General features: G+C 60.5%; 19 protein-coding genes. 9 read left to right on the forward strand and 10 right to left on the reverse strand.

All coding sequences use genetic code 11. The features are described 5' to 3' along the window. Position 1 precedes the first annotated feature (1 nt). The 4 genes from AKL28_RS02950 to AKL28_RS02965 all read right to left on the reverse strand — a co-directional run bounded on the left by AKL28_RS02950 (position 2) and on the right by AKL28_RS02965 (position 4,571). Complete coding sequence (locus AKL28_RS02950; protein WP_050466550.1) at positions 2-1,294, reverse strand: lipopolysaccharide biosynthesis protein; 1,293 nt, start codon at positions 1,292-1,294, stop codon at positions 2-4. After that, the gene (locus tag AKL28_RS02955; RefSeq protein ID WP_050466551.1) at positions 1,267-2,211 is read right to left on the reverse strand and encodes a polysaccharide biosynthesis tyrosine autokinase; all 945 of its coding nucleotides are present in this window, start codon (positions 2,209-2,211) and stop codon (positions 1,267-1,269) included. The genes AKL28_RS02950 and AKL28_RS02955 overlap by 28 nt, the downstream gene beginning before the upstream one ends. Before the next feature lie 11 nt (positions 2,212-2,222). Continuing rightward, the gene (locus tag AKL28_RS02960; RefSeq protein ID WP_231602318.1) at positions 2,223-3,554 is read right to left on the reverse strand and encodes a hypothetical protein; all 1,332 of its coding nucleotides are present in this window, start codon (positions 3,552-3,554) and stop codon (positions 2,223-2,225) included. Between the two features lie 117 nt (positions 3,555-3,671). Then, positions 3,672-4,571: an SLBB domain-containing protein gene (locus AKL28_RS02965; protein WP_050466553.1), complete on the reverse strand. Its 900-nt coding sequence runs from the start codon at positions 4,569-4,571 to the stop codon at positions 3,672-3,674. Between the two features lie 187 nt (positions 4,572-4,758). Here AKL28_RS02965 and AKL28_RS24315 point away from each other — a divergent pair, with 187 nt between their 5' ends. Further along, positions 4,759-4,920, forward strand: a complete 162-nt coding sequence (locus AKL28_RS24315; protein ID WP_156226219.1) for a hypothetical protein — start codon at positions 4,759-4,761, stop codon at positions 4,918-4,920. 109 nt (positions 4,921-5,029) lie between these two features. Here the strand turns inward: AKL28_RS24315 and AKL28_RS02970 are convergent, their stop codons facing one another. Further along, entirely contained in the window at positions 5,030-5,638 is a 609-nt protein-coding gene (locus AKL28_RS02970) for an FMN-dependent NADH-azoreductase (RefSeq protein ID WP_050466554.1), read from the reverse strand. Between the two features lie 264 nt (positions 5,639-5,902). On the opposite strand from AKL28_RS02970, the gene AKL28_RS02975 reads away from it, so the two are divergent. Then, a complete protein-coding gene (locus tag AKL28_RS02975) occupies positions 5,903-6,925 on the forward strand; it encodes a LysR family transcriptional regulator (RefSeq protein WP_082221339.1) in 1,023 nt (340 codons plus the stop codon). A gap of 74 nt (positions 6,926-6,999) precedes the next feature. Here AKL28_RS02975 and AKL28_RS02980 read toward each other — a convergent pair whose 3' ends face one another. The 4 genes from AKL28_RS02980 to AKL28_RS02995 all read right to left on the reverse strand — a co-directional run bounded on the left by AKL28_RS02980 (position 7,000) and on the right by AKL28_RS02995 (position 11,240). Beyond that, positions 7,000-9,264: a RelA/SpoT family protein gene (locus AKL28_RS02980; protein ID WP_050466555.1), complete on the reverse strand. Its 2,265-nt coding sequence runs from the start codon at positions 9,262-9,264 to the stop codon at positions 7,000-7,002. A gap of 35 nt (positions 9,265-9,299) precedes the next feature. After that, complete coding sequence (gene rpoZ, locus AKL28_RS02985) at positions 9,300-9,503, reverse strand: DNA-directed RNA polymerase subunit omega (RefSeq protein WP_050466556.1); 204 nt, start codon at positions 9,501-9,503, stop codon at positions 9,300-9,302. 83 nt (positions 9,504-9,586) lie between these two features. Then, a complete protein-coding gene (gmk, locus tag AKL28_RS02990; protein WP_050466557.1) occupies positions 9,587-10,225 on the reverse strand; it encodes a guanylate kinase in 639 nt (212 codons plus the stop codon). A gap of 100 nt (positions 10,226-10,325) precedes the next feature. After that, positions 10,326-11,240 carry a YicC/YloC family endoribonuclease gene (locus tag AKL28_RS02995; protein ID WP_231602319.1) on the reverse strand — a complete coding sequence of 305 codons (915 nt, stop codon included), beginning with the start codon at positions 11,238-11,240 and terminating at the stop codon, positions 10,326-10,328. Positions 11,241-11,541: 301 nt separating this feature from the next. Here AKL28_RS02995 and rph point away from each other — a divergent pair, with 301 nt between their 5' ends. The 5 genes from rph (at position 11,542) to AKL28_RS03020 (ending at position 17,674) form a co-directional block, all read left to right on the forward strand. Next, positions 11,542-12,270: a ribonuclease PH gene (rph, locus tag AKL28_RS03000; protein ID WP_050466558.1), complete on the forward strand. Its 729-nt coding sequence runs from the start codon at positions 11,542-11,544 to the stop codon at positions 12,268-12,270. Between the two features lie 153 nt (positions 12,271-12,423). Continuing rightward, complete coding sequence (rdgB, locus tag AKL28_RS03005) at positions 12,424-13,014, forward strand: RdgB/HAM1 family non-canonical purine NTP pyrophosphatase (protein ID WP_050466559.1); 591 nt, start codon at positions 12,424-12,426, stop codon at positions 13,012-13,014. Next, positions 13,011-14,255, forward strand: a complete 1,245-nt coding sequence (gene hemW / locus AKL28_RS03010) for a radical SAM family heme chaperone HemW (RefSeq protein ID WP_050466560.1) — start codon at positions 13,011-13,013, stop codon at positions 14,253-14,255. The genes rdgB and hemW overlap by 4 nt, the downstream gene beginning before the upstream one ends. Positions 14,256-14,399: 144 nt before the next feature. Further along, positions 14,400-15,599, forward strand: coding sequence for an EAL and HDOD domain-containing protein (locus AKL28_RS03015; protein ID WP_050466561.1), 1,200 nt, complete (start codon positions 14,400-14,402; stop codon positions 15,597-15,599). A 5-nt stretch (positions 15,600-15,604) separates the two neighbouring features. Next, entirely contained in the window at positions 15,605-17,674 is a 2,070-nt protein-coding gene (locus AKL28_RS03020; protein ID WP_050466562.1) for a putative bifunctional diguanylate cyclase/phosphodiesterase, read from the forward strand. 97 nt (positions 17,675-17,771) lie between these two features. On the opposite strand, the gene AKL28_RS03025 is transcribed toward AKL28_RS03020, so the two are convergent. Continuing rightward, complete coding sequence (locus AKL28_RS03025; RefSeq protein WP_050466587.1) at positions 17,772-18,491, reverse strand: ABC transporter substrate-binding protein; 720 nt, start codon at positions 18,489-18,491, stop codon at positions 17,772-17,774. Between the two features lie 340 nt (positions 18,492-18,831). Between AKL28_RS03025 and AKL28_RS24320 the strand changes: the two genes are divergently transcribed. Together AKL28_RS24320 and AKL28_RS25005 are read left to right on the forward strand one after the other, a co-directional pair. Beyond that, a complete protein-coding gene (locus AKL28_RS24320; RefSeq protein WP_197091038.1) occupies positions 18,832-18,951 on the forward strand; it encodes a helix-turn-helix domain-containing protein in 120 nt (39 codons plus the stop codon). Between the two features lie 204 nt (positions 18,952-19,155). Then, positions 19,156-19,337: hypothetical protein (locus AKL28_RS25005; RefSeq protein ID WP_218008553.1), on the forward strand; the 182-nt coding region annotated here is incomplete at its 3' end.

A 19,337-nucleotide genomic window follows, 5' to 3' on the forward strand; every position in this document is an offset into this window, starting at 1 on the left:
CTTATGTCCCCGCGAGGCTGGCGTTGCGGCGCACGCGCGGCAGGAAGAAGGCCCAGATCAGGATGCAATCGAAGACTTCGACGACGATCAGCGCCAGGATTGCTCCCCAGGCGCCGTACAGCGGGATGAACAGTGCGGCGCACACCAGCATGACCACCAGGCAGGCGACGCCGCTGGTCAGCAGCAGGCGATACTGGTCGTTGCTGGTGAGCAGGGAAGAACCGATCGAGCGGGCGGCGTTGATGGCGAAATAGATGCCCCAGGCCAGCACCATCGGTTCCACACCCTGGTATTTCGCGCCCAGCACATGCGCCTCCAGCCAGGGCAGCGCCAGCCACAGCAGGCTTACGTACAGTACGGTTACGATCTCGATGCCGGCCACCGAGGCCCAGGCCAGGCGGTCCAGGCGTTTCCAGTCGCGTGCGGAGAACAGGCGGCTGGCCATCGGCCGGGCGATGCGCGACCAGGCCATGACCGACAGCGAGATCGGCATCAGCAGCAGCCGCGAAGCATTGAGTTCGGCCGAGGCAGCCACGCCCAGCGAGGCGGCGGCAAGGTAGAGATAGCTGTAGTTGGTTGCCCAGGCGACCAGCGCGCCGGGCAGGGCCCAGCGGCCGCGCCGCCACATGTCGGCAATCGCCGCGCGCTGTTCCTGGACGGATGGCGGTGCGGTGGCAGGGCGGGTTCCGGCGTTGCGCCAGAAGCCGACCGCATTGGCCAGCCCCAGCACCAGCAGGATGCCGGGCACGGTGAAGTGGCCGGTTGCCATCAGCAGCGCCACGCCGGCTGCTACCGCCAGTGCGTAAGCCAGATCGATGCGCAGCACGCGGCGCGGAAGGCCTTCGATGAAGTTCAGGCTGCGCTGGTATTCGCGCAGGGCGTTGGCGAAGACATAGACGGCGAAGGCGAGGCCCAGTACGGGCAAGGATTCCGGCACGCCGGCGTAATGGCCGACAGCGATGCTGGCGATGCCGAACAGGATGGCGAGCAGGGCGCTCAATTGCCATTGGAAACGGTGCAGGCAGGCAATCAGGTGGGCGCGCTGCGATTCGGTCTTGCCGGGTGCGATGGTTGTCAGCGGCCCGGTGATCAGCGATTCGAGGACGGTGGACGCGAAAATACCGGCGACGTACATCTGCGAGTACAGGCCGTAGGATTCCTTGGTCGCCAGACGAATCAGGACCAGCCCAAGGGCGAAGTTGAGGCCGCTCAGCAGCGCCTGGTCGACCAGCGACGCCAGCGAATGCCGCAGCAGCCGCTTGCCGCTTACTTCTGGCGCGGTCCGCTCAGCCATTTTTTCAGGTAGTGCCAGTATTTGTTGCCATTGGCCGGTACCGTCTCATCGGAGAACTGGTTGTAGATGGTGCCGACCACTTGCGCCCCGGTGGTGCCGATCTGGGTTTCGGCCTGGCGCAACTCCTCCAGCTTGGTGAAGTGCTGGCGACCGATCAGCAGGCAGGCGCCGACTTGCTGGACGATGGATTGCGCGTCCGACGAAGTCGTGGCGGCCGGCGTATCGACGATGATGACATCGACTTCCTGGGCCAGCTTGTCGATCAGGTTGGACAAGGCGGGCTGCAGCAGGATTTCCAGGGGATTGGGCGGCGTTGGGCCGGCGCAGAGGACGCGCAGGTGCGGAAATCCCGGCGCATCCTGGCCGCGGCTGAATTGGGAGCGGCCTGCCAGGACGGTGGACAGCCCATCCTTGTTGTCCAGGCCGAACAGCTCATGCTGGCGCGGCGCGCGCAGGTTGGCATCTATCAGCAAGGTGCGCCGGCCCATTTGCGAGAACGCCAGGGCAAGGCTGGCGGCGAGGTAGCTTTTGCCTTCCTTTTCATTCGGGCTGACCAGCGCGAAGGCGATCTTGCCCTGGCCGGCCAGGCGGATCGACAGTTCGGCGCGGATCTGGCGGATGGCTTCGGATTCCATGCTGAAAGGCGAGTGGGCGATCGCCAGCGACTTGTCGAGGTTGTCGCGCGGGAGCAGGGCGGTGGCATAGTTGAACTGTGCCGAAAGCACCATCTGCACATTCTGTTCGGTCAGGTAGTTCAGGCGGACCGCCGCTTCGCCGAAACGGATGCCGGCCGAATTCTGCAGTTCGACCACACGGGCCACCTGGGTTTCCGTGAGCAGGCCGGCGGCGATGAAGCGCGCGCCCATCTTGTCGCTCGGTCCCGTGGTTTGTTGCGCGGCTTGAGAGGTATCGTTCATGGAAAACCTTCTTAGTGGAGGCCGATATGGCCGATCACCGGAACGCGCAGGCTGCGGGCGAGATCGTCGCGGCAGCGCAGGCGGCGGGTGCTCAATTCGAGCAGCAGGGCCAGGCACAGCCCGATTCCCAGGCCGGCCACGATGCTGGCGGCGATATTTTTCATCAGCAGGGGCTTGGAATGGCTGCTGGGCGCTTCGGCCACGCGCAGCACGTTCAGGTCCGGCGTGCTGATATTGCTGGACATGAGGATCTCATCGTATTTCTGCAGGGCCGTGTTGTAGACGCGTTCGACGCTCTCCAGCTGGCGCTGGTATGAAGTGATGGTGTCGCGGTGCTGCTTTTGCTCCAGCAGCTTCTTCTTTTGCGCTTCCACCTGGGTTTTGAGCGTTTGCTCCTGCATCTGCAGGCGGCGCGTGTCGAGTTGCTGGGCGTCCAGCACGCCCCTGGATTCGCGGCCGATGCGGGCGAGCAGTTCATTGCGCTCGGCGATCAGCGCCAGCGTTTTGGGATGCTTGTTGCCCAGCACTTCCAGCGCTTCGGTCAGGCGGCGGTCGGCATCGCTCAGCTTGGCCTTCATGTCGTTGATATTCGTGCGCTGGGCGACTTCAGGCAGGTCGTCGACCTTGACGCCGCTCTTGAGCAGGCCCTGCGTGGCCTGGTTGCGCGCCGCGGCTTCCTGCTGCGCATTCTGGACCGAGATCAGCGAGGTCATCAGGTCGCCGAGCTGGCGCGACTCCAGGTCAGTGCGCTCGCTCGGATCGATGATGCCGACTTCTTGCTGGTATTTGGTCAGCTTTTGCTGGATCGAATCGGCTTCCTTGCGCAAGTGCTCGAGCTGGGCGTTGTATTGCTCGCGGCGCGAGCGCGCCGAGCTGGAAGAAATCTGCTGGCTCAGCTCGATATAGGCATTGACCACGGCGTTGGCCAGGTCGCGGGCCTGTTCGGGAGTGCCGGCCGAATAGTCGACTTCGATCACGCGGCTGGAGCGGCGCGTCACCACCTGGGTATCTTCGTTGATGCGGTTGACCAGTTGGGAATGCGCGCGGGCGTCGCCCTGCTGTTTTGCGCTTTCCTGGTACTGGGCGGTACGCTCCAGCGCCAGGGAGTCGATCACCTTTTCGGCAACCGCCTGGCTGCGGATCATGTCGAATTGCGTCTGCATGTAGCTCTCGTCCATGACGGGCGAGAACAGGCGGCCATTGATCGGATCGTTGGTCTTGTAGTCGATGAAGACGTCCGAGGAGGCGGTATACGTCTTGGGCATCAGCAGCGTGATGGCCGTGGTGGCGATGACCGTCACGGCCAGTGTCTTGAAAATGGTGCCGCGTGCGGCGGAGATCATCGCGGCAAGCTGGTTTGAGCTTAATCCGGTTTCAGGTGTCTGCGCGTTCACAGTGAAGCCTTATCGTTGATGGTGTGGGGCGGGCATGCCATGCACTTTGCGATTGCGCCATGTGCGCTAGAACAGGCTCTCGTCGACAAAGACAACGTCACCCGGTTGTACAGGATCGGTCAGCGCGGCCTTGGTCGATTGGATGCCCTTGTCCGGGACTTCCCGGTTGATATAGATGCGGCGCTTGGAGGCGCGCTGGGTCATGCCGCCGCCAAGGGAGATGGCGCGCATGACGTTCATCTCCGGTTCCATGGGATAGGCGCCAGGACGGTTGACTTCGCCGTGGATGTAGAACTGTTTCTTCTTGTTGACGTAGATGACGTCGCCGGGCTGCATCTCGACATCCAGCTTCTTGCGGTCGGTTACGTCGGTTTCGCCTAGCAAGATGGGAATGCGCAGGTCGGATTCGCTTTTCTTGGGATCGTTGTCGCGGCGCAGCAGGGTGACGGTCTGGTCGGCATTCTGCGTCAGGCCGCCGGCGATGGCGATCAGCTCAAGCACACTGATATGGCCGGGGATCGGATAACGGCCGGGACGGCTGACTTCGCCCAGAACGGAGACCATCTGGCTGCGCAGCTGGACGATTTCCACCGAGACTTCCGGGTTCTTCAGGAAATCGCCATCGCGCAATGCACGGGCGATCTTCTTGCCGATCTCGCTGGTGGTCAGGCCGTTGACGTCGATGCCGCCGATCAGCGGCAGGGTCAGGATGCCCTTGTCATTGACGCCGACTTCCGCAGACAGGTCAGGTTGGCCGAATACGGTCACGCGCAGCACGTCGCCGGGGCCGGTACGGGCATCGGTGACGGTCGAGGAGGGAAGCCCCAGTGTGGAAAGCGTGCCAGGCGGCGCCGACGTGACTTCCCCGGTTTTGGTGGGATCGGAGGGAACCTGGGCGAAGCTGGCAAAGCTGAGAGATGACAGCAGAAGCGTTGCGATTAGCCATTGTAAGAAGTGACGGCGCAAATTGAACTCCTGTGAGTGAATTCTGGACGATTGGAGGCTATTTTCTCGCGATTTGTCTTGTTCTCATCTCAGTCAATACCTGATGGCTGTTCATGAGCAAAGACGAAAATATTTAAATGCCAAGTAGAAAATTTTGTAAAGGCGGCGCTTATATTAATCTAATTGCAACTTTTTGGGAAATCTCTGTGTGGCAGGAATGATGAATCAGGCTGCCATCGGAACGCGTTGGGCGATTGCTGATGAAGACGCCAAGGAGGCCATCAGTTTGTCTTTTTTATTGTTGTTCGGCAAATTTTTCTGGTTTTATAGGAGGCAGGAGTTGTTGTTGGGCCAGATGCGCAAAGGATAGGGATGCCATTGGCCGGAACCGGCATGGCGGCGGGAGAAATGAAAACGGGGTGAACCGTTGCAAACGGTTCACCCCGGTTCCAACCCGCCCGATGGTGGCGGGAGGAGAATCAGACAGTCGCGGCGATCTTTTCCTGTGCGCTGGCCAAGGCCTTCTTGACGGACTCGTCACCCATCGAGACGCCTTCTGCGATCACCAGCTCGACATCGGTGATGCCGATGAAGGCCAATGCGCTCTTGATGTACTTGCCCTGGAAATCCAGCGCTTCCATCGGACCTTCGGAATACATGCCGCCGCGCGACAGGATCACGATGACCTTCTTGCCGGTGGCCAGGCCGACCGGGCCGTTTTCGGTGTAGCGGAAAGTGCGGCCGGCGCGGAACACGTGGTCGATCCAGGCCTTGAGTGTGGAAGGCGGCGCGAAGTTGTACATCGGCACGCCGATCACCAGGGTGTCGGCCGCCAGCAGCTCGTCGACCAGCTGGTCGGATTGCTTGATCAGCTCGGCTTGCTGCGCGTTGCGGTTCTCGGCAGGGGTGAAATAGGCGCCCAGCAGCGCTTCGGTAATATGCGGCAGTGCGTCGCTGGCGAGGTCGCGGTGGACGATACGGCCGTCAGGGTTCTTTGCCTGCCATTGCTGGGCAAAGGAGGCAGTCAGCTGGCGCGAGATGGAGCCGCTGGCGCGGGCGCTGGAGTCGATATGCAGCAAGGTGCTCATGGTCTTTCCTTTCGGTTGGCATGCTGTTGCACTTGTCTGTGTGGCAACGGCATCGGTTTATCTTTGTTGCCCAGGGGTATTCCTTGGGCAGATGGTCAGAATGCGGCGCCGAGAGCGTGAGAAGCGATTTCGATGTATCGTTGCTTCCTGTCAGGGCTTGTCCCTGGCCTTGCTTGCGGCGATGAAAGAAGCTTACCCAGTTTTCATTTGCATCAGTAGATGCGAGAATGTCATTTCACTGATCCATTTTTGCGGGTAATGATGATGGTTGATCTGAACGATATCTGGCTTTTCGTCCATGTTGTGCGCGCTGGCAGCTTTGCCGCGGCCGGCCGTCGGCTGGCCATGCCATCCAATACCATCAGCCGCCGTTTGCAGGCGCTGGAGGTCGAGCTGGGTGTGCGCCTGCTGCAGCGCTCCACACGCCAGCTCAATATGACTGCCGCCGGGCGCGAGTTCTTCGAGCGCTGCGCGCCGGGCCTGGAAGACATCGAACATGCCAGCACCAGCCTGACCGATAGCAGCGGCGAGCCGTCCGGCAGCCTGCGCGTGGCGGCGCCGGTCGACTTCTTCGATAACTTCTCCATCGAGTGGATGCATGAATTCATGCGCTTGTACCCTAAGGTGCAGCTTGAGTTCGTGCTCAACGATGGCCGCGCCGACTTGATCGCGGAGGGGATCGACTTGGCTTTTCGGGGCGGTGTCCTGCCGGATTCAAGCCTGGTGGCGCGCAAGCTGGTGGACAGCTATCGCGGCCTGGTGGTCAGTCCACGCTACCTGGAGCACTTCGGCTCGCCGCATACGCTGGCTGATCTGGTCAATCACGCCTGCCTTGCGGCATCGCAGGCTCCGCAACACACCACTTGGAAACTGGAAGGGCCGCAAGGCCCTGAAAGCGTGCGCGTCAACCCGCGGCTATGTATCAACACCGCGCAAGGGCAGTTGCGCGCGGCGCGTGCCGGCCTTGGTATCGCCTTGTTGCCGACCATGCTGGTGGCGGCGGAAGACTTGCGCAACGGGACGCTGGTACATATCTTGCCGGACTACCAGAGCGATGTGATGGGTTTGTATGCCGTGTATGCCCATCGCCGCCAGCTTCCCACGGCGGTTAGCGCCTTGATCGAATTCTTTGCCGACAAGCTGGTGCGTGGTATCGCCGATAAGGGTGAACAGGTATGCCAGGAGCATTTCGCGCGGGAGGAGGACGCCAAGCGGGACAAGGCTGGCGGCGCAGAGGACGTATCGGAATTGCAGAAGCTTGAGGGCGTGGAAAAGGCGGTTATCTGATCCCTGCCTGACGCGCTTCGCATCAGTAAAAACGCCCGCATTTGCGGGCGTTTTGTTTGCTCCTGGCTAACGGCTTAGCCCCGTTCCCGCAGGATACGGGCCACGCTGTCGATCTTGCGGATGCCGCGCATGGTGCGCGCCAGATGTACGCGGTCTTCGACCTGGATGGTGAAGCGCAGGTATTTCATCGAGGAGCCGCCATCGTCGTCCATGCTGACAGACACGATGTTGGCGTCGGTTTCGCCGATCTCGGCGGCGATACGCGCGAGCGTGCCGCGCTGGTTATGGATCAGGATGGTAATGCGGCAGTCGAAGCGGCGGTTGAGGTCGTGGCCCCAGACCAGCTCGATCCAGCGGTCCGGCTCCTTCTCATGCAGGCGCTTGGCGGTCTCGCACTCTTGCGTGTGGACGATCAAGGTCTGGTCGGGCTTGAGGTAGCCGGTCAGGCTGTCGCCCGGGATGGGCATGCAGCAGGAGGAAAGCTGGGCCAAGGCGCCTTCGCTGCCGGTGATGACCACCGGGTCAGGTTTGTTGGGCAGCATCTGGCCTTCGGGGTCGAGCTGCGGAACGTTGGTGCCGGTATCCATCATGCCCATGATGTGGCGCGCTACCAGCGGCGCCATGCGGGTGCCGATGCCGATTTCGGCATACAGGTCGTCCATGGTCTTGGCGCTGGATTCATTGAGCAGCCGTTCGACGATATGCACCGGCAGTTCGGGGTCGATGCCCAGCGTGTGCAGGGCGTTGCCCAGCAGGCGGCGCCCGACCGACTGCGATTCGACCATGTTGGCGGTGCGCAGGCGGTGGCGGATGGCTGAGCGCGCCTTGCCGGTACGGACATAGCCGAGCCAGTTCGGGCTGGGGCGCGAGGTCGGCGAGGTGATGATCTCGACAATGTCGCCGTTATGCAACTCGGTGCGCAACGGGGCCGGCTCGTGGTTGATGACGGCCGAAGTAGTCTGGTCGCCGATGTCGGTGTGGATGCTGTAGGCGAAATCCAGCGCGGTGGCGCCGCGCGGCAGGGCGATGATCTTGGATTTGGGCGTGAACACGTAGACCGAATCCGGGAACAGGTCTACCTTGACGTGCTCCAGGAACTCGGCCGAATCGCCGGTCTGCTTCTGGATGTCCAGCAGCGATTGCAGCCAGGCATGGGTGCGCTGCTGCAGGTCGGTCAGGCTGCCTTCGTCGTCCTTGTACAGCCAGTGCGCCGCCACGCCCGACTCGGCCACCCGGTGCATTTCCTTGGTGCGGATCTGGAACTCGACGGGCGTGCCGTAGGGGCCGATCAGCGTGGTGTGCAGCGACTGGTAGCCATTGAGCTTGGGAATGGCGATGTAGTCCTTGAACTTGCCCGGCATCGGCTTGAACAGCGAATGCAGGGTGCCCAGTGCCACGTAGCAGTTGGCGAAACTGTCCACCACCACGCGGAAGCCATAGACGTCCAGCACCTGGGAGAACGACAGGTGCTTGTTGCGCATCTTGCGGTAGATGCCGTAAAGGGTCTTTTCACGGCCGTCGACCTGGGCCGGGATGCCGGCGGCGATCAGTATGCTGGTGACCGACTCCATGATCTTGGTCACGACTTCGCGGCGATTGCCGCGCGCGGCCTTCACCGCCTTGAGCAGCGTACGGTGGCGCAGGGGATACAGGTGGGCGAACGACAGTTCCTGCAGTTCGCGATAGATGTTGTTCAGTCCCAGGCGGTGCGCAATGGGCACGTAGACTTCCATGGTCTCGCGCGAGATGCGGCGTTTCTTCTCGGGCGGCATCGAACTCAGCGTGCGCATGTTGTGCAGGCGGTCGGCCAGCTTGACCAGGATCACGCGCACGTCGCGCGCCATGGCCAGCAACATCTTGCGGAAGTTTTCGGCCTGCGCTTCGACCTGGCTCTGGAATTCGATCTTGTCCAGTTTGGACAGGCCATCCACCAGCGAAGCCACCGGCGCGCCGAAGCGTTCGATCAGCTCTTCCTTCTTGACGCCCTGGTCTTCCATGACATCGTGCAGGAAGGCCGCCATCATGGCCTGCGCATCGAGTTTCCATTCGGCACAGATTTCAGCGACCGCCAGCGGATGCGAGATATAGGGCTCGCCCGACTTGCGCATCTGTCCCAGGTGCATCTCATCGGCAAAGCGATAGGCTTCCTTGACCTTCTTCAATTCGGAAGGCGTCAGGTACTCTTCGAGCTTGGGCGTGAGATGGGCGAACGTCGCCACGCCGCTGTGGGCAGCGGCGGGGTTGGCTTCGTTCGGGGAGTGCGGGCGACCGGAACCGGCTGCTCGTTTGGTGCTGCTAGGAGTTGCTGATAACGTGGATTCGGTGGGGGTGAGGCTCATGCTTTACCGTTATCAGCTTCATGGACGGACAAGGATCAGGCCGGAACCTTTTTCAGCATTTCCACACCGACCTTGCCGGCAGCGATTTCGCGCAGCGCGGTAACGGTCGGCTTGTCCTTGGCGTCAACCTTTGGGGTATGGCCTTGCAACAACTGGCGGGCGCGATAGGTCGCGGCCAGGGTCAGTTGGAAACGGTTCGGGATTTGCTTGAGGCAATCTTCGATGGTGATACGGGCCATGTAAAACTCCTGTGTGACGGTCTTGCTTGGAATGGGTGAAATGTCCGGGCAGCGATGCCGGGCCGATTTGTTCAGAACGCTGTTCAGGTGGCGTGGATGCCGAGCTGGGTGAACAAATAAGCATTGCGGGCGGCTTGCTGCGGAAAACGGCAGCGGGCTGCTTGGACAATCGCCGTCAACTCTGACAAAGCGACGGCAAACTCTTGATTGATAATAACATATTCGAACTCCGGAGAGTGGGCGATTTCGCCGCCGGCGGCCAGGATACGGCGGGTAATGACATGCGGTTCGTCCTGGCCGCGCTTCTTGAGGCGGTCTTCCAGGGCCGCGATCGAAGGCGGCAGGATGAAGATGCCGATGGCATTGGTGAACTGCTTCTTGACCTGCTGCGCGCCTTGCCAGTCGATCTCCAGCAGCACATCGGTGCCGTTGGCGATCTGGTCGGCGATCATCAGGCGCGAGGTGCCGTAATAATTGCCGTGGACTTCGGCCCACTCCAGGAATTCCCCTTCGGCCTGACGTTTCAGGAAATCATCGGTGTCGGTGAAATAGTATTCGCGGCCATGCTCCTCGCCCGGGCGCGGCGAGCGGGTGGTGAAGGAAACCGACAGCTTGATGGCCGGTTCCTGCTTCAGCAGGGCATTGACGAGGGTCGATTTGCCGGCGCCGGAGGGGGCGACCACCATGAACAGGCTGCCGGAAGTAGGGGTTTTAGCTGGCATATGATCCTCGCTGTTTTTGTTGTATCTGTGTGGTGTTCTTGCTTATCCGGCCCGTTGGATGCTGCGGCGCGGCGTTGCCGCATCCGGGGCGGATTCGGATTTATTCGAGATTTTGCACTTGCTCGCGCATCTGGTCGATCAGCAGCTTCAATTCCATCGAAGCGTCGGCCAGCTCCTTCATGGCAGCCTTCGAACCGACGGTATTGGCCTCGCGATTGAGCTCCTGCATCATGAAATCCAGGCGCTTGCCGACCTGGCCGCCTTTTTTCAGGATATGGCGCGTCTCGGCCAGGTGGGCCGACAGGCGCGCCAGTTCTTCGGCAATGTCGATGCGGATGCCATACAGGGTGACTTCCTGGCGGATGCGTTCCAGCGATTCTTCGCGCGTCAGCAACTGCGTCGATGCGCCGTTGTGCTGCAATGCCAGGCCCAGCGCCTCGCTCATGCGCTCGGTCGCCTTTTGCTGGAACTGCTCGATCAGTTGCGGCACCAGCGGCGTGATGCGGGCCACGATGGCTTCCATCGCATCGACGCGGGCCAGGATTACCGCCTGCAATGCCGCGCCTTCGCGCGCACGGCTATCGATGAAGGCGTCCAGCGTCTGCTTCATGGTGGCCAGGATATCTGCCTGCAGGGTTTCCTGGCTGATCTCGGCTTCTTCCATCACGCCCGGCCAGCGCAGCAATTCGTTGACCGACAGCGGTGCGGCATCAGGGAACTGGGCGCGCAACTGGTCTTGCAGGTTGGACAAGCTGCCGACCACACCGGCATTGAGCGCCTGGGTGTTGCCGGTCGCCACCTTGCGGCCGAAGCTCAGCCGGCATTCCACCTTGCCGCGCACCAGGCGGCTCATGATGGCTTCGCGCAGCATCGGCTCGACCGCGCGCAGATCGTCATTGATGCGGAATTGCAGATCGAGGAAGCGCGAGTTGACGCTCTTCATTTCGATGGTGACCGTGCCGGCAGTGGTTTCACGGGTGGTGACGGCATAGCCGGTCATGCTGTAGATGGTCAAATTCTGGCTCCGGTGTGTTTGCGCTTGCCGCGGCAGTGGGCGGCCGTGCGTTGGCGGGTCATGGTGATGATCGGCGATGCCGTGCTGCGCAGTGCGGATGCGGCTCGCCATCCTTTACAATGCCGGTTTTGCAAAATGCGGCTGTTGCAGTTGTTGGCGCCGCGCGGGCAGGTCGGGCGGCATCGCCTCATCGGATCCCGCATTTTAAAGAAGATTGGCAGCCAAGCGCTATCAAAACATCGAAATTGGCGGTTTTTACCATTGCCGCTATTTTCTCCCGCAGACCAGACAAGGACCGAGCATGACATCATCCCACCGCCCCAGCGCCCGCGCCGTTTCGCAACTGCGCGATGTGCGCCTGACGCGCCATTACACCAAGCATGCCGAAGGTTCGGTGCTGGTCGAATTCGGCGACACCCGCGTGCTGTGCACCGCCAGCATCGAAGAGAAGGTACCGGGTTTTCTCAAAGGAAAAGGCCAGGGCTGGCTGACCGCCGAGTACGGCATGCTGCCGCGCTCGACGCATACGCGGATGGATCGTGAAGCCGCCAAGGGCAAGCAGTCCGGCCGCACGCAGGAGATCCAGCGCCTGATCGGCCGCGCATTGCGCGCCGCATTCGACCTGGAAGCCTTCGGCGAACGCACGCTGCATCTTGACTGCGACGTGCTGCAGGCCGACGGCGGTACCCGCACCGCTGCCATTACCGGAGCCATGGTGGCGGCTTACGATGCGTTTTCGGTACTCAAGTCGCGTAGGCTGGTGGAGTCGATCCCGCTGAAGCATTTCGTTGCCGCCATCTCGGTGGGCGTCTACAAGGGCGTGCCGGTACTGGACCTGGACTACCTGGAAGATTCCGATTGCGACACCGACATGAACGTGGTGATGACCGATGCCGGCCATTTCGTCGAAGTGCAGGGTACGGCTGAAGGCGCGGCATTCGACCGCGCTACCCTGAACAGCCTGCTGGACCTGGCCCAGCAGGGCATTGCCACACTCAACACCTTGCAAAAGCAGGCACTGGGCCTCTGATTCCCGGCTATCCTGCGGTTGCGCGTGAATCGTTTTACAATGCGCACATCGCATAGGAACGCCATGTTGAACCGACGACATGGCGTTTTTCATTGCACCGGCGAAAGCTTTGCAAACCTTGCAAGCCGCCGTTCAACTCTCACTCAGACAAGCATGGATACCAAGCAAAAGATCGTGATGGCGTCGAACAACGCCGGCAAGCTCAAGGAGTTCGCCAGCCTGTTGGGCGACATCGGTTTCGACGTGCGCGCGCAGGGCGAATTCAACGTTCCGGAAGCGGAAGAGCCTTTCGGCACTTTCGTCGAGAATGCGCTGACCAAGGCCCGCCATGCATCCCGCCTGACCGGCCTGCCGGCGCTGGCTGACGATTCCGGCGTATGCGTCAATGCCCTGGGCGGCGCGCCCGGCGTGTATTCGGCGCGCTATGCGGGCGAGCCGAAATCGGACGCCGCCAATAATGCCAAGCTGGTCGAGGATCTGGCCGCGCATGCCGACAAATCGGCTTATTATTATTGCGTGCTGGTCTATGTGCGCCATGCCGGCGATCCCCAGCCGGTGATTGCCGATGGCGTATGGAAAGGCGAGATCGTGGCTGACGCGCGCGGCGAGGGTGGTTTCGGTTACGACCCGTATTTCCTGTTGCCGCAATTGGGCAAGACCGCCGCGCAGTTGAGCGCGGCCGAGAAGAACGCCGTCTCCCACCGGGGGCAGGCATTGCGTGCGTTGGTAGAGAAGCTGAAATGATCCCGATCAAACCAGTTGCGGCCAATGTACCCGCCGGACAGGCACAGGGCGGTCCCGCCCAGGCTGCGCTGGCCTTCCTGAAGCCGGGCAGCCTGCAACTGACGGCTTTGCCGCCGCTGTCGCTGTATGTGCATTTTCCGTGGTGCGTGCGTAAATGCCCGTACTGCGACTTCAATTCGCATGAAGTGAAGGGCAGCTTCCCGGAACAGGAATACCTGGACGCCTTGCGTACGGATCTTGAAATGGCGCTGCCGCTGATCTGGGGCCGCAAGATCACCACCATCTTCATCGGCGGCGGCACGCCCAGCCTGTTGTCGGCTGCCGGACTGGATCGTTTGCTGTCGGATGTGCGCACCTTGTTGCCGTTCGACAGCGACATCGAAATCACGATGGAAGCCAATCCTGGCACGTTTGAAGCCGAGAAATTCCGTTCCTACCGCGAAAGCGGCATCAATCGCCTGTCGATCGGCATCCAGAGTTTCAATGCCAGCCATCTGAAGGCGCTGGGCCGCATCCATAATGGCGGGCAGGCGTTGAAGGCGGTGGAGATTGCACACGCCAACTTCGACAATTTCAACCTCGACCTGATGTATGCGTTACCGTCGCAGACGCTGGCCGAAGCCCGCGCCGACATCGAAACTGCGCTCGCTTTCGCGCCGCCGCATCTGTCGCTGTACCACCTGACGCTGGAGCCGAACACGCTGTTCGCCAAGTTCCCGCCGGCAGTGCCTGACGACGACGCCAGTGCCGACATGCAAGACATGATTATGCAACTGACATCGGCCGCCGGTTATGGCAACTATGAAGTGTCGGCCTATGCCCAGCCCAAGCGGCGCGCCAGGCACAATCTCAATTACTGGCAATTCGGTGACTACCTGGGCATCGGCGCCGGCGCCCATTCCAAACTATCCTTCCCGCACCGTATCGTGCGCCAGGTGCGCTACAAGCATCCCCAGGCCTATCTGGATCAGATTCGCGCCGGAGCGCCGATCCAGGAGGAGGCCGAGATCGGGCGCGATGCCCTGGGTTTTGAATTCATGCTCAATGCGCTGCGCCTGACGGAAGGGTTCTCGCCGAACCTGTTTGCCGAACGTACCGGCATGGGTTTGAATCAGATCCAAAAGCAACTGGATCTGGCGGAGGAAAAAGGAATGTTGTATCGCGATCACGCTTTGATCCGTCCAACCGATTTGGGTCGTCGTTTTTTGAATGATTTGCAAGAAATTTTCCTGTCGGATTAAAGCTTGCTTGCAAGGCCATTTTTATCAGGTATATTTGGGAAAATTTGAATTTAATTAAGAATTCTGCTGGGAAACCTTCAATGGTTTTTCATCATGAATGAGCGCCTCAAACAACAAAAAGAGGGGCGCCAACGATAAAAGAATATGGCTGTCCAGGATAAAAGCGTTTCTTTTCCTCTCGTGTTTTTACAGCCTGTAGCCGACGTTCATCACGTATGGACTGCACTGTCTCTGCACATTTCGCCCATTGATGAGGATGGCAGTGCACTGCTGTCCCGTTTATTCAACGAATTCAACCTGCATGACGCCTTGGGCGGATTGACTTGCATCATCCCGGTCAGGGATCCTGCGGTATTCGCGCCTGAGTTCGCACATCCCATTCCCAAGGGGCAGATCACCCTGCGTGTGCCGGTCGAGCATTGCGTCGACCCCGGCAAGATCGATGCGTTGGACTGGCTTTACAGCCGCGGCTTTTCGATCATCGCCGACGGCCTGCCTGCACAGGGCGCGGCCATGTTTCCTTTTGTCGAATCGATTGCGCTTGACGCCAGCGTCGGCCGGTTGCCGGACGCGGTGCAGTGGCTGCACCGCCTGCGCGGACCGCACCTGGCGGAAAACATCGGTGATGCGATCCAGTTCGATCGCTGCCGCGCGGAAGGTTTCCGGTGGTTTGCCGGCGACTATGCGCTGCATCCCGACAGCCGCCTCTCGCAAAAGAATTCGATCTCCCGCGCGCGCCTCTTGAAACTGCTGGGGCTGGTCGCGCGCGATGCCGATGCCGGTGAACTGGAGTCGCTGCTCAAGCAGGATCCCGCGTTGTCCTACCAGCTTTTCAAACTGGTCAGTTCGGCCGCCTTCGGCTTCTCGGCGCATATCACGAACTTCACCCAGGCCATCAACCTGCTGGGACGGCGCCAGTTGCAGCGCTGGCTGCAGTTGCTGTTGTATGCACGCTTCCCGGGCGATGAGTCGGCCAATCCCTTGTTGCCGCGTGCGGCAGCGCGTGCTGCGATGATGGAGTCGATGGCGCAGCGGGTCGATTGCACCCGCGAGGAGCTGGATCGGGCCTTCATCACCGGCATGTTCTCGCTGCTCGATATCCTGTTGGGCATGCCGCTGCAAGACATCATCGAGCCGCTCAAGCTGCCGGTGGATATCGTCAATGCGCTGACCACCCGCACTGGGCGGCTGGGCAAGTTGCTGGATGTCGTGGAGCGATCCGAATACGGCCGCATTCCCCTGCGGCATGCCGACCTTGAGGCCGCCGGCCTCGATGCCAGGGTGTATTGCGAATGTCTGTTAGAGGCCTTTGGCTGGGCAACCAGAGTCAGCACAGAGGCCTGAATTCCATGATCTCCTCCGTTAGCACCGACGATCTGGCATGTTGTTCCGCATTGCTGGATGCGATGCAGAACCTGCATGGGCAGGTGCTATCTGCTGCGCTCGGGGGGATTGCGTCCGCTTTCCTGAAGCGACCCGGCGGTAAATACCAGCCCGGTCCGGCGCCGGAAGGGGAAATGCTCAAGCAGGCCGTCGGATATGAGAGCGAGCATTTCGGCTATTACCTCTTTCCCGATCCAGCCGAGACTTACAGCCAGCTGGAGTGCCAGCGCCTGACGATGCTGGCGGGCTTTACCGGCCGCCTGTTGCAGCGCCAGGCCGATACGGAAAAACGGGCGCGTTCGCTCGACCAGATCGAGGCCAAGCTGGAGCAGCAGGCGCAGATCCTGAACCAGATGCACGAGTCGGTGATCACCATGGATCCGGCCGGTTTCATCACCAGCTGGAACCGCGGCGCCGAGCAACTGTTCGGCTATACCGCGATGGAAGCCATCGGCCGCAACGTATTGTTCCTCTATGAGAACGAAGACGAAGAGGATTCGCTGGCCGATATGTTCGTGGAGCAGGGCGGGCGCGAGATGGAAGTGCGTCGCCGCAAGAAATCCGGCGAGACCTTCTGGGCCAGCCTGTCGTTATCGGTCATGCGCGACCAGCACGGCAATCCGATCGGCCTGATCGGCTACATCAACGACATCACCGAGCGCAAGAACGCCGAAAAGCTGATCCACCATCTGGCTTATTACGATTCGCTGACCGGCTTGCCCAACCGCACGCTGCTCACGCGCACCGTCGACGAGGCCCTGCTGGAAGCCCGGCAGGACAGCATGCATGGCTGCGTGATGTTCATCGACCTGAACCGCTTCAAGCCCATCAACGACACGCTGGGCCACGTGGCCGGCGATATGCTCTTGGTGGAAGTGGCAATCCGCCTGCGCCGCGCGCTGCGCGAGCAGGATGTGGTGGCGCGCCTGGGCGCCGACGAATTCGCTGTGGCGCTGTTCGATATCGACAAGGATTACCACCCTGGCTTCGTCGCGCAGAAGCTGTTGGCGCTGTTCGACGAACCGTTCTTCATCGATGGCCACGAACTGCGCGTAGGGGCGAGCATCGGCGTGAGCATGTATCCGGAAGATGCCAGCGATACCGAAACCTTGCTGCGCCTGGCCGACATCGCCATGTATCGGGCCAAGCAGGGCGGCGAGAACAACGAGGGTGGTTACGCGTATTACAGCGAAGAGATGAACAGCAACACGCTGGACCTGCTGCGCATCGAGACCGGTCTCCTGCATGCCTTCGAATACAACGAACTGCTGTTGTACTACCAGCCGAAGGTGGACATGCTGACCGGGGGCATCACCGGCGCCGAGGCGCTGGTACGCTGGCAGCATCCGGAGCGCGGCTTGCTGCTGCCGGGCGAATTCATTCCCATTGCCGAAGAGACCGGCCTGATCGTGCAATTGAGCGATTGGGTGCTGGATGCCGTATGCAACCAGGCGCGTGCATGGAAGGATGCCGGTATGGCGCCGATCCGTATCGCCCTGAACGTGACTGCGCGCGAATTTACCCGTTCATTGCCGGACCGCATTCGGGCGGCACTGAGCCGGCACCAGCTCGGCGGCGAATGGCTGGAGCTGGAAATTACGGAAAGCATGCTGATGCACAGCACGGATCGTGTGATTTCCATCATGGAAAAGATTTGCAGCCTGGGCATCACGATTTCTCTCGATGATTTCGGCACCGGCTATTCCAGCCTGTCCTACCTCAAGCGTTTCCCGATCAATACCCTGAAGATCGACCGCTCGTTCACCATGGGTATTCCGGACGACACCAACGATTGCGCGATTGCCAGCGCCATCATCGGCATCGCCAAGCAGTTGCGCCACAAGGTGATCGCCGAAGGCGTGGAAACCGAAAAGCAGTTCAATTTCCTCAAGGAAGCCGGCTGCAATGAGCTGCAGGGCTACATTTTCTCGCGCCCGGTGCCGGCCGACGATTTCCATCGCATGCTGCTGGAAGGCCGACGGCTCAAGATCATCGGCGAGCATCCTTCGTTGCCGCTGGACGACATCGGCCTCTGAGAACCTCGTTCGTGTCAGGAAATCGAGTGTAGCCGGCGGTGATACTGCCGGCCATTTTCTTTTGCCGGTCGCGATGCGTTTTGCAGGGCACGCCTGCTCAGTCGTTCGCTTTGGCGACGATTGCACCTTCAATACCGTGCCGCGTGAGCGATGCCGCGACAAAACCCGATGCTTTCATTTCTTCGACAAAGGCGGACAGATAGCTGGCCGCTTCCTCGCCACGATTCTTGGGCACGCCCATGGCCTGGCGGATCACCATGAAGCGTTGCTCCAGGATGCGCAGGCCGCCGGCTTTTTGCGCATCGTGCTCAAGTTGCTGCTTCACGCCCGCAGCCACAGCCAGGTTTTGGTCGAGGAAGGCTTGTACCACGGCTGGCGAGGTAGGGATGCGCACGATGGTCGCGTTCTTGAGTTCGCGCGTGAGGAAGAGATCGTAGGCGCTGCCTTTGCCGACGGCGACGGTGGTTCCCGCTTGGTCGACCTGTTCATTCGTTGTAATCGCTGAATCCTTGCGCACCGCATAGTAGCCTTCGATCAGCACGTAGGGGCGGGTAAAACTGATTTCCTGCCCACGTTTGGGATCGATCGCGAAGAAGCCGATATCGGCCTGGTTGCGTTCGATGTTTTCCACCGAAATGCCGGCCGACTTCACCACCACCAACTGCAAGGGCACGCCGAGCCGTCGCGCGAGTTCGCGGGCCAGGTCGACCGATACGCCGACCGCTTCACCTGTTTTGGCGTCGAGGTTGGCGAGCACCGGATTGCCCAGATTGATCGACGCGCGCAGCGTACCTTGCGGGGCGAAGGTCTTTGCCATGGCGGTGGAAGCGGGGGCTTGCTGTTTCGTTTGCGGCAGCGAATCCTGGGCGGATGCCAGGATCGGCATGCCCAGCAGCGATAACAGCGAGACGATGGCGATGGGGGGATGGATGGTGGTGAGGCTTTTCATGATCCAAGGTCTCCAGAATGGGCATGTTGGGGGTGAATGCGGCGATGTGTGTGGAAGAGGATAGCTGAGTAGCGGCATGCATGTATGGGGTCTCATGTCTGCTTGTGGTGGTGGAATGCGCCACACAAGTGGATGACAGAGCTTTAGCGGCCACACGGCCCCCTCGGTAGCTGCTAGACTTGCCAAACAGATATGAGCCGGATTCATAATGAAGAACATTGACCTCAATATCCGGCAGGTATTCTTTGTTATTGCCAGGGAGCGAAGTTTTGCTCGTGCGACCGCGCAGATTGGCGTCTCGCAGTCTGCCTTGGGGCATTCAATGTAACAGACGCGGGAGAACGGCTGCTGTTGAAGCACTCAAGCAAGTGATGCGAGTACTGGAACGCGTGAAGGGCGCAGGTTTGGACCCGGAGGAGTCTTCGTTTCAGGTGATCAAGAATCTGTTCGTCGACAAGAAAATGCGAGACAAGGGTTTGGCCAAAAACACGGCAGCCTGTTGTTTCCTAAGCAGTACCAATTGGTTGGTCAAATGAAGCAGATATCTTGGTGGAAAATGGGAAAAACGTTCAAGCAGACGATGCGTGAATACAATTGGGAAAAGAATTTCCTGGTGAGACGATGGAAATTACGCATGCGTTTTGCGTTGATGGGCATGATTAGATGTGTCTTGTGGCCCAGAAGAAAAAAATATGATTTGTCATCGGTCAAAAA

The sequence above is a fragment of the Herbaspirillum chlorophenolicum genome (assembly GCF_001189955.1).
Classification (GTDB): Bacteria; Pseudomonadota; Gammaproteobacteria; order Burkholderiales; family Burkholderiaceae_D; genus Herbaspirillum; species Herbaspirillum chlorophenolicum.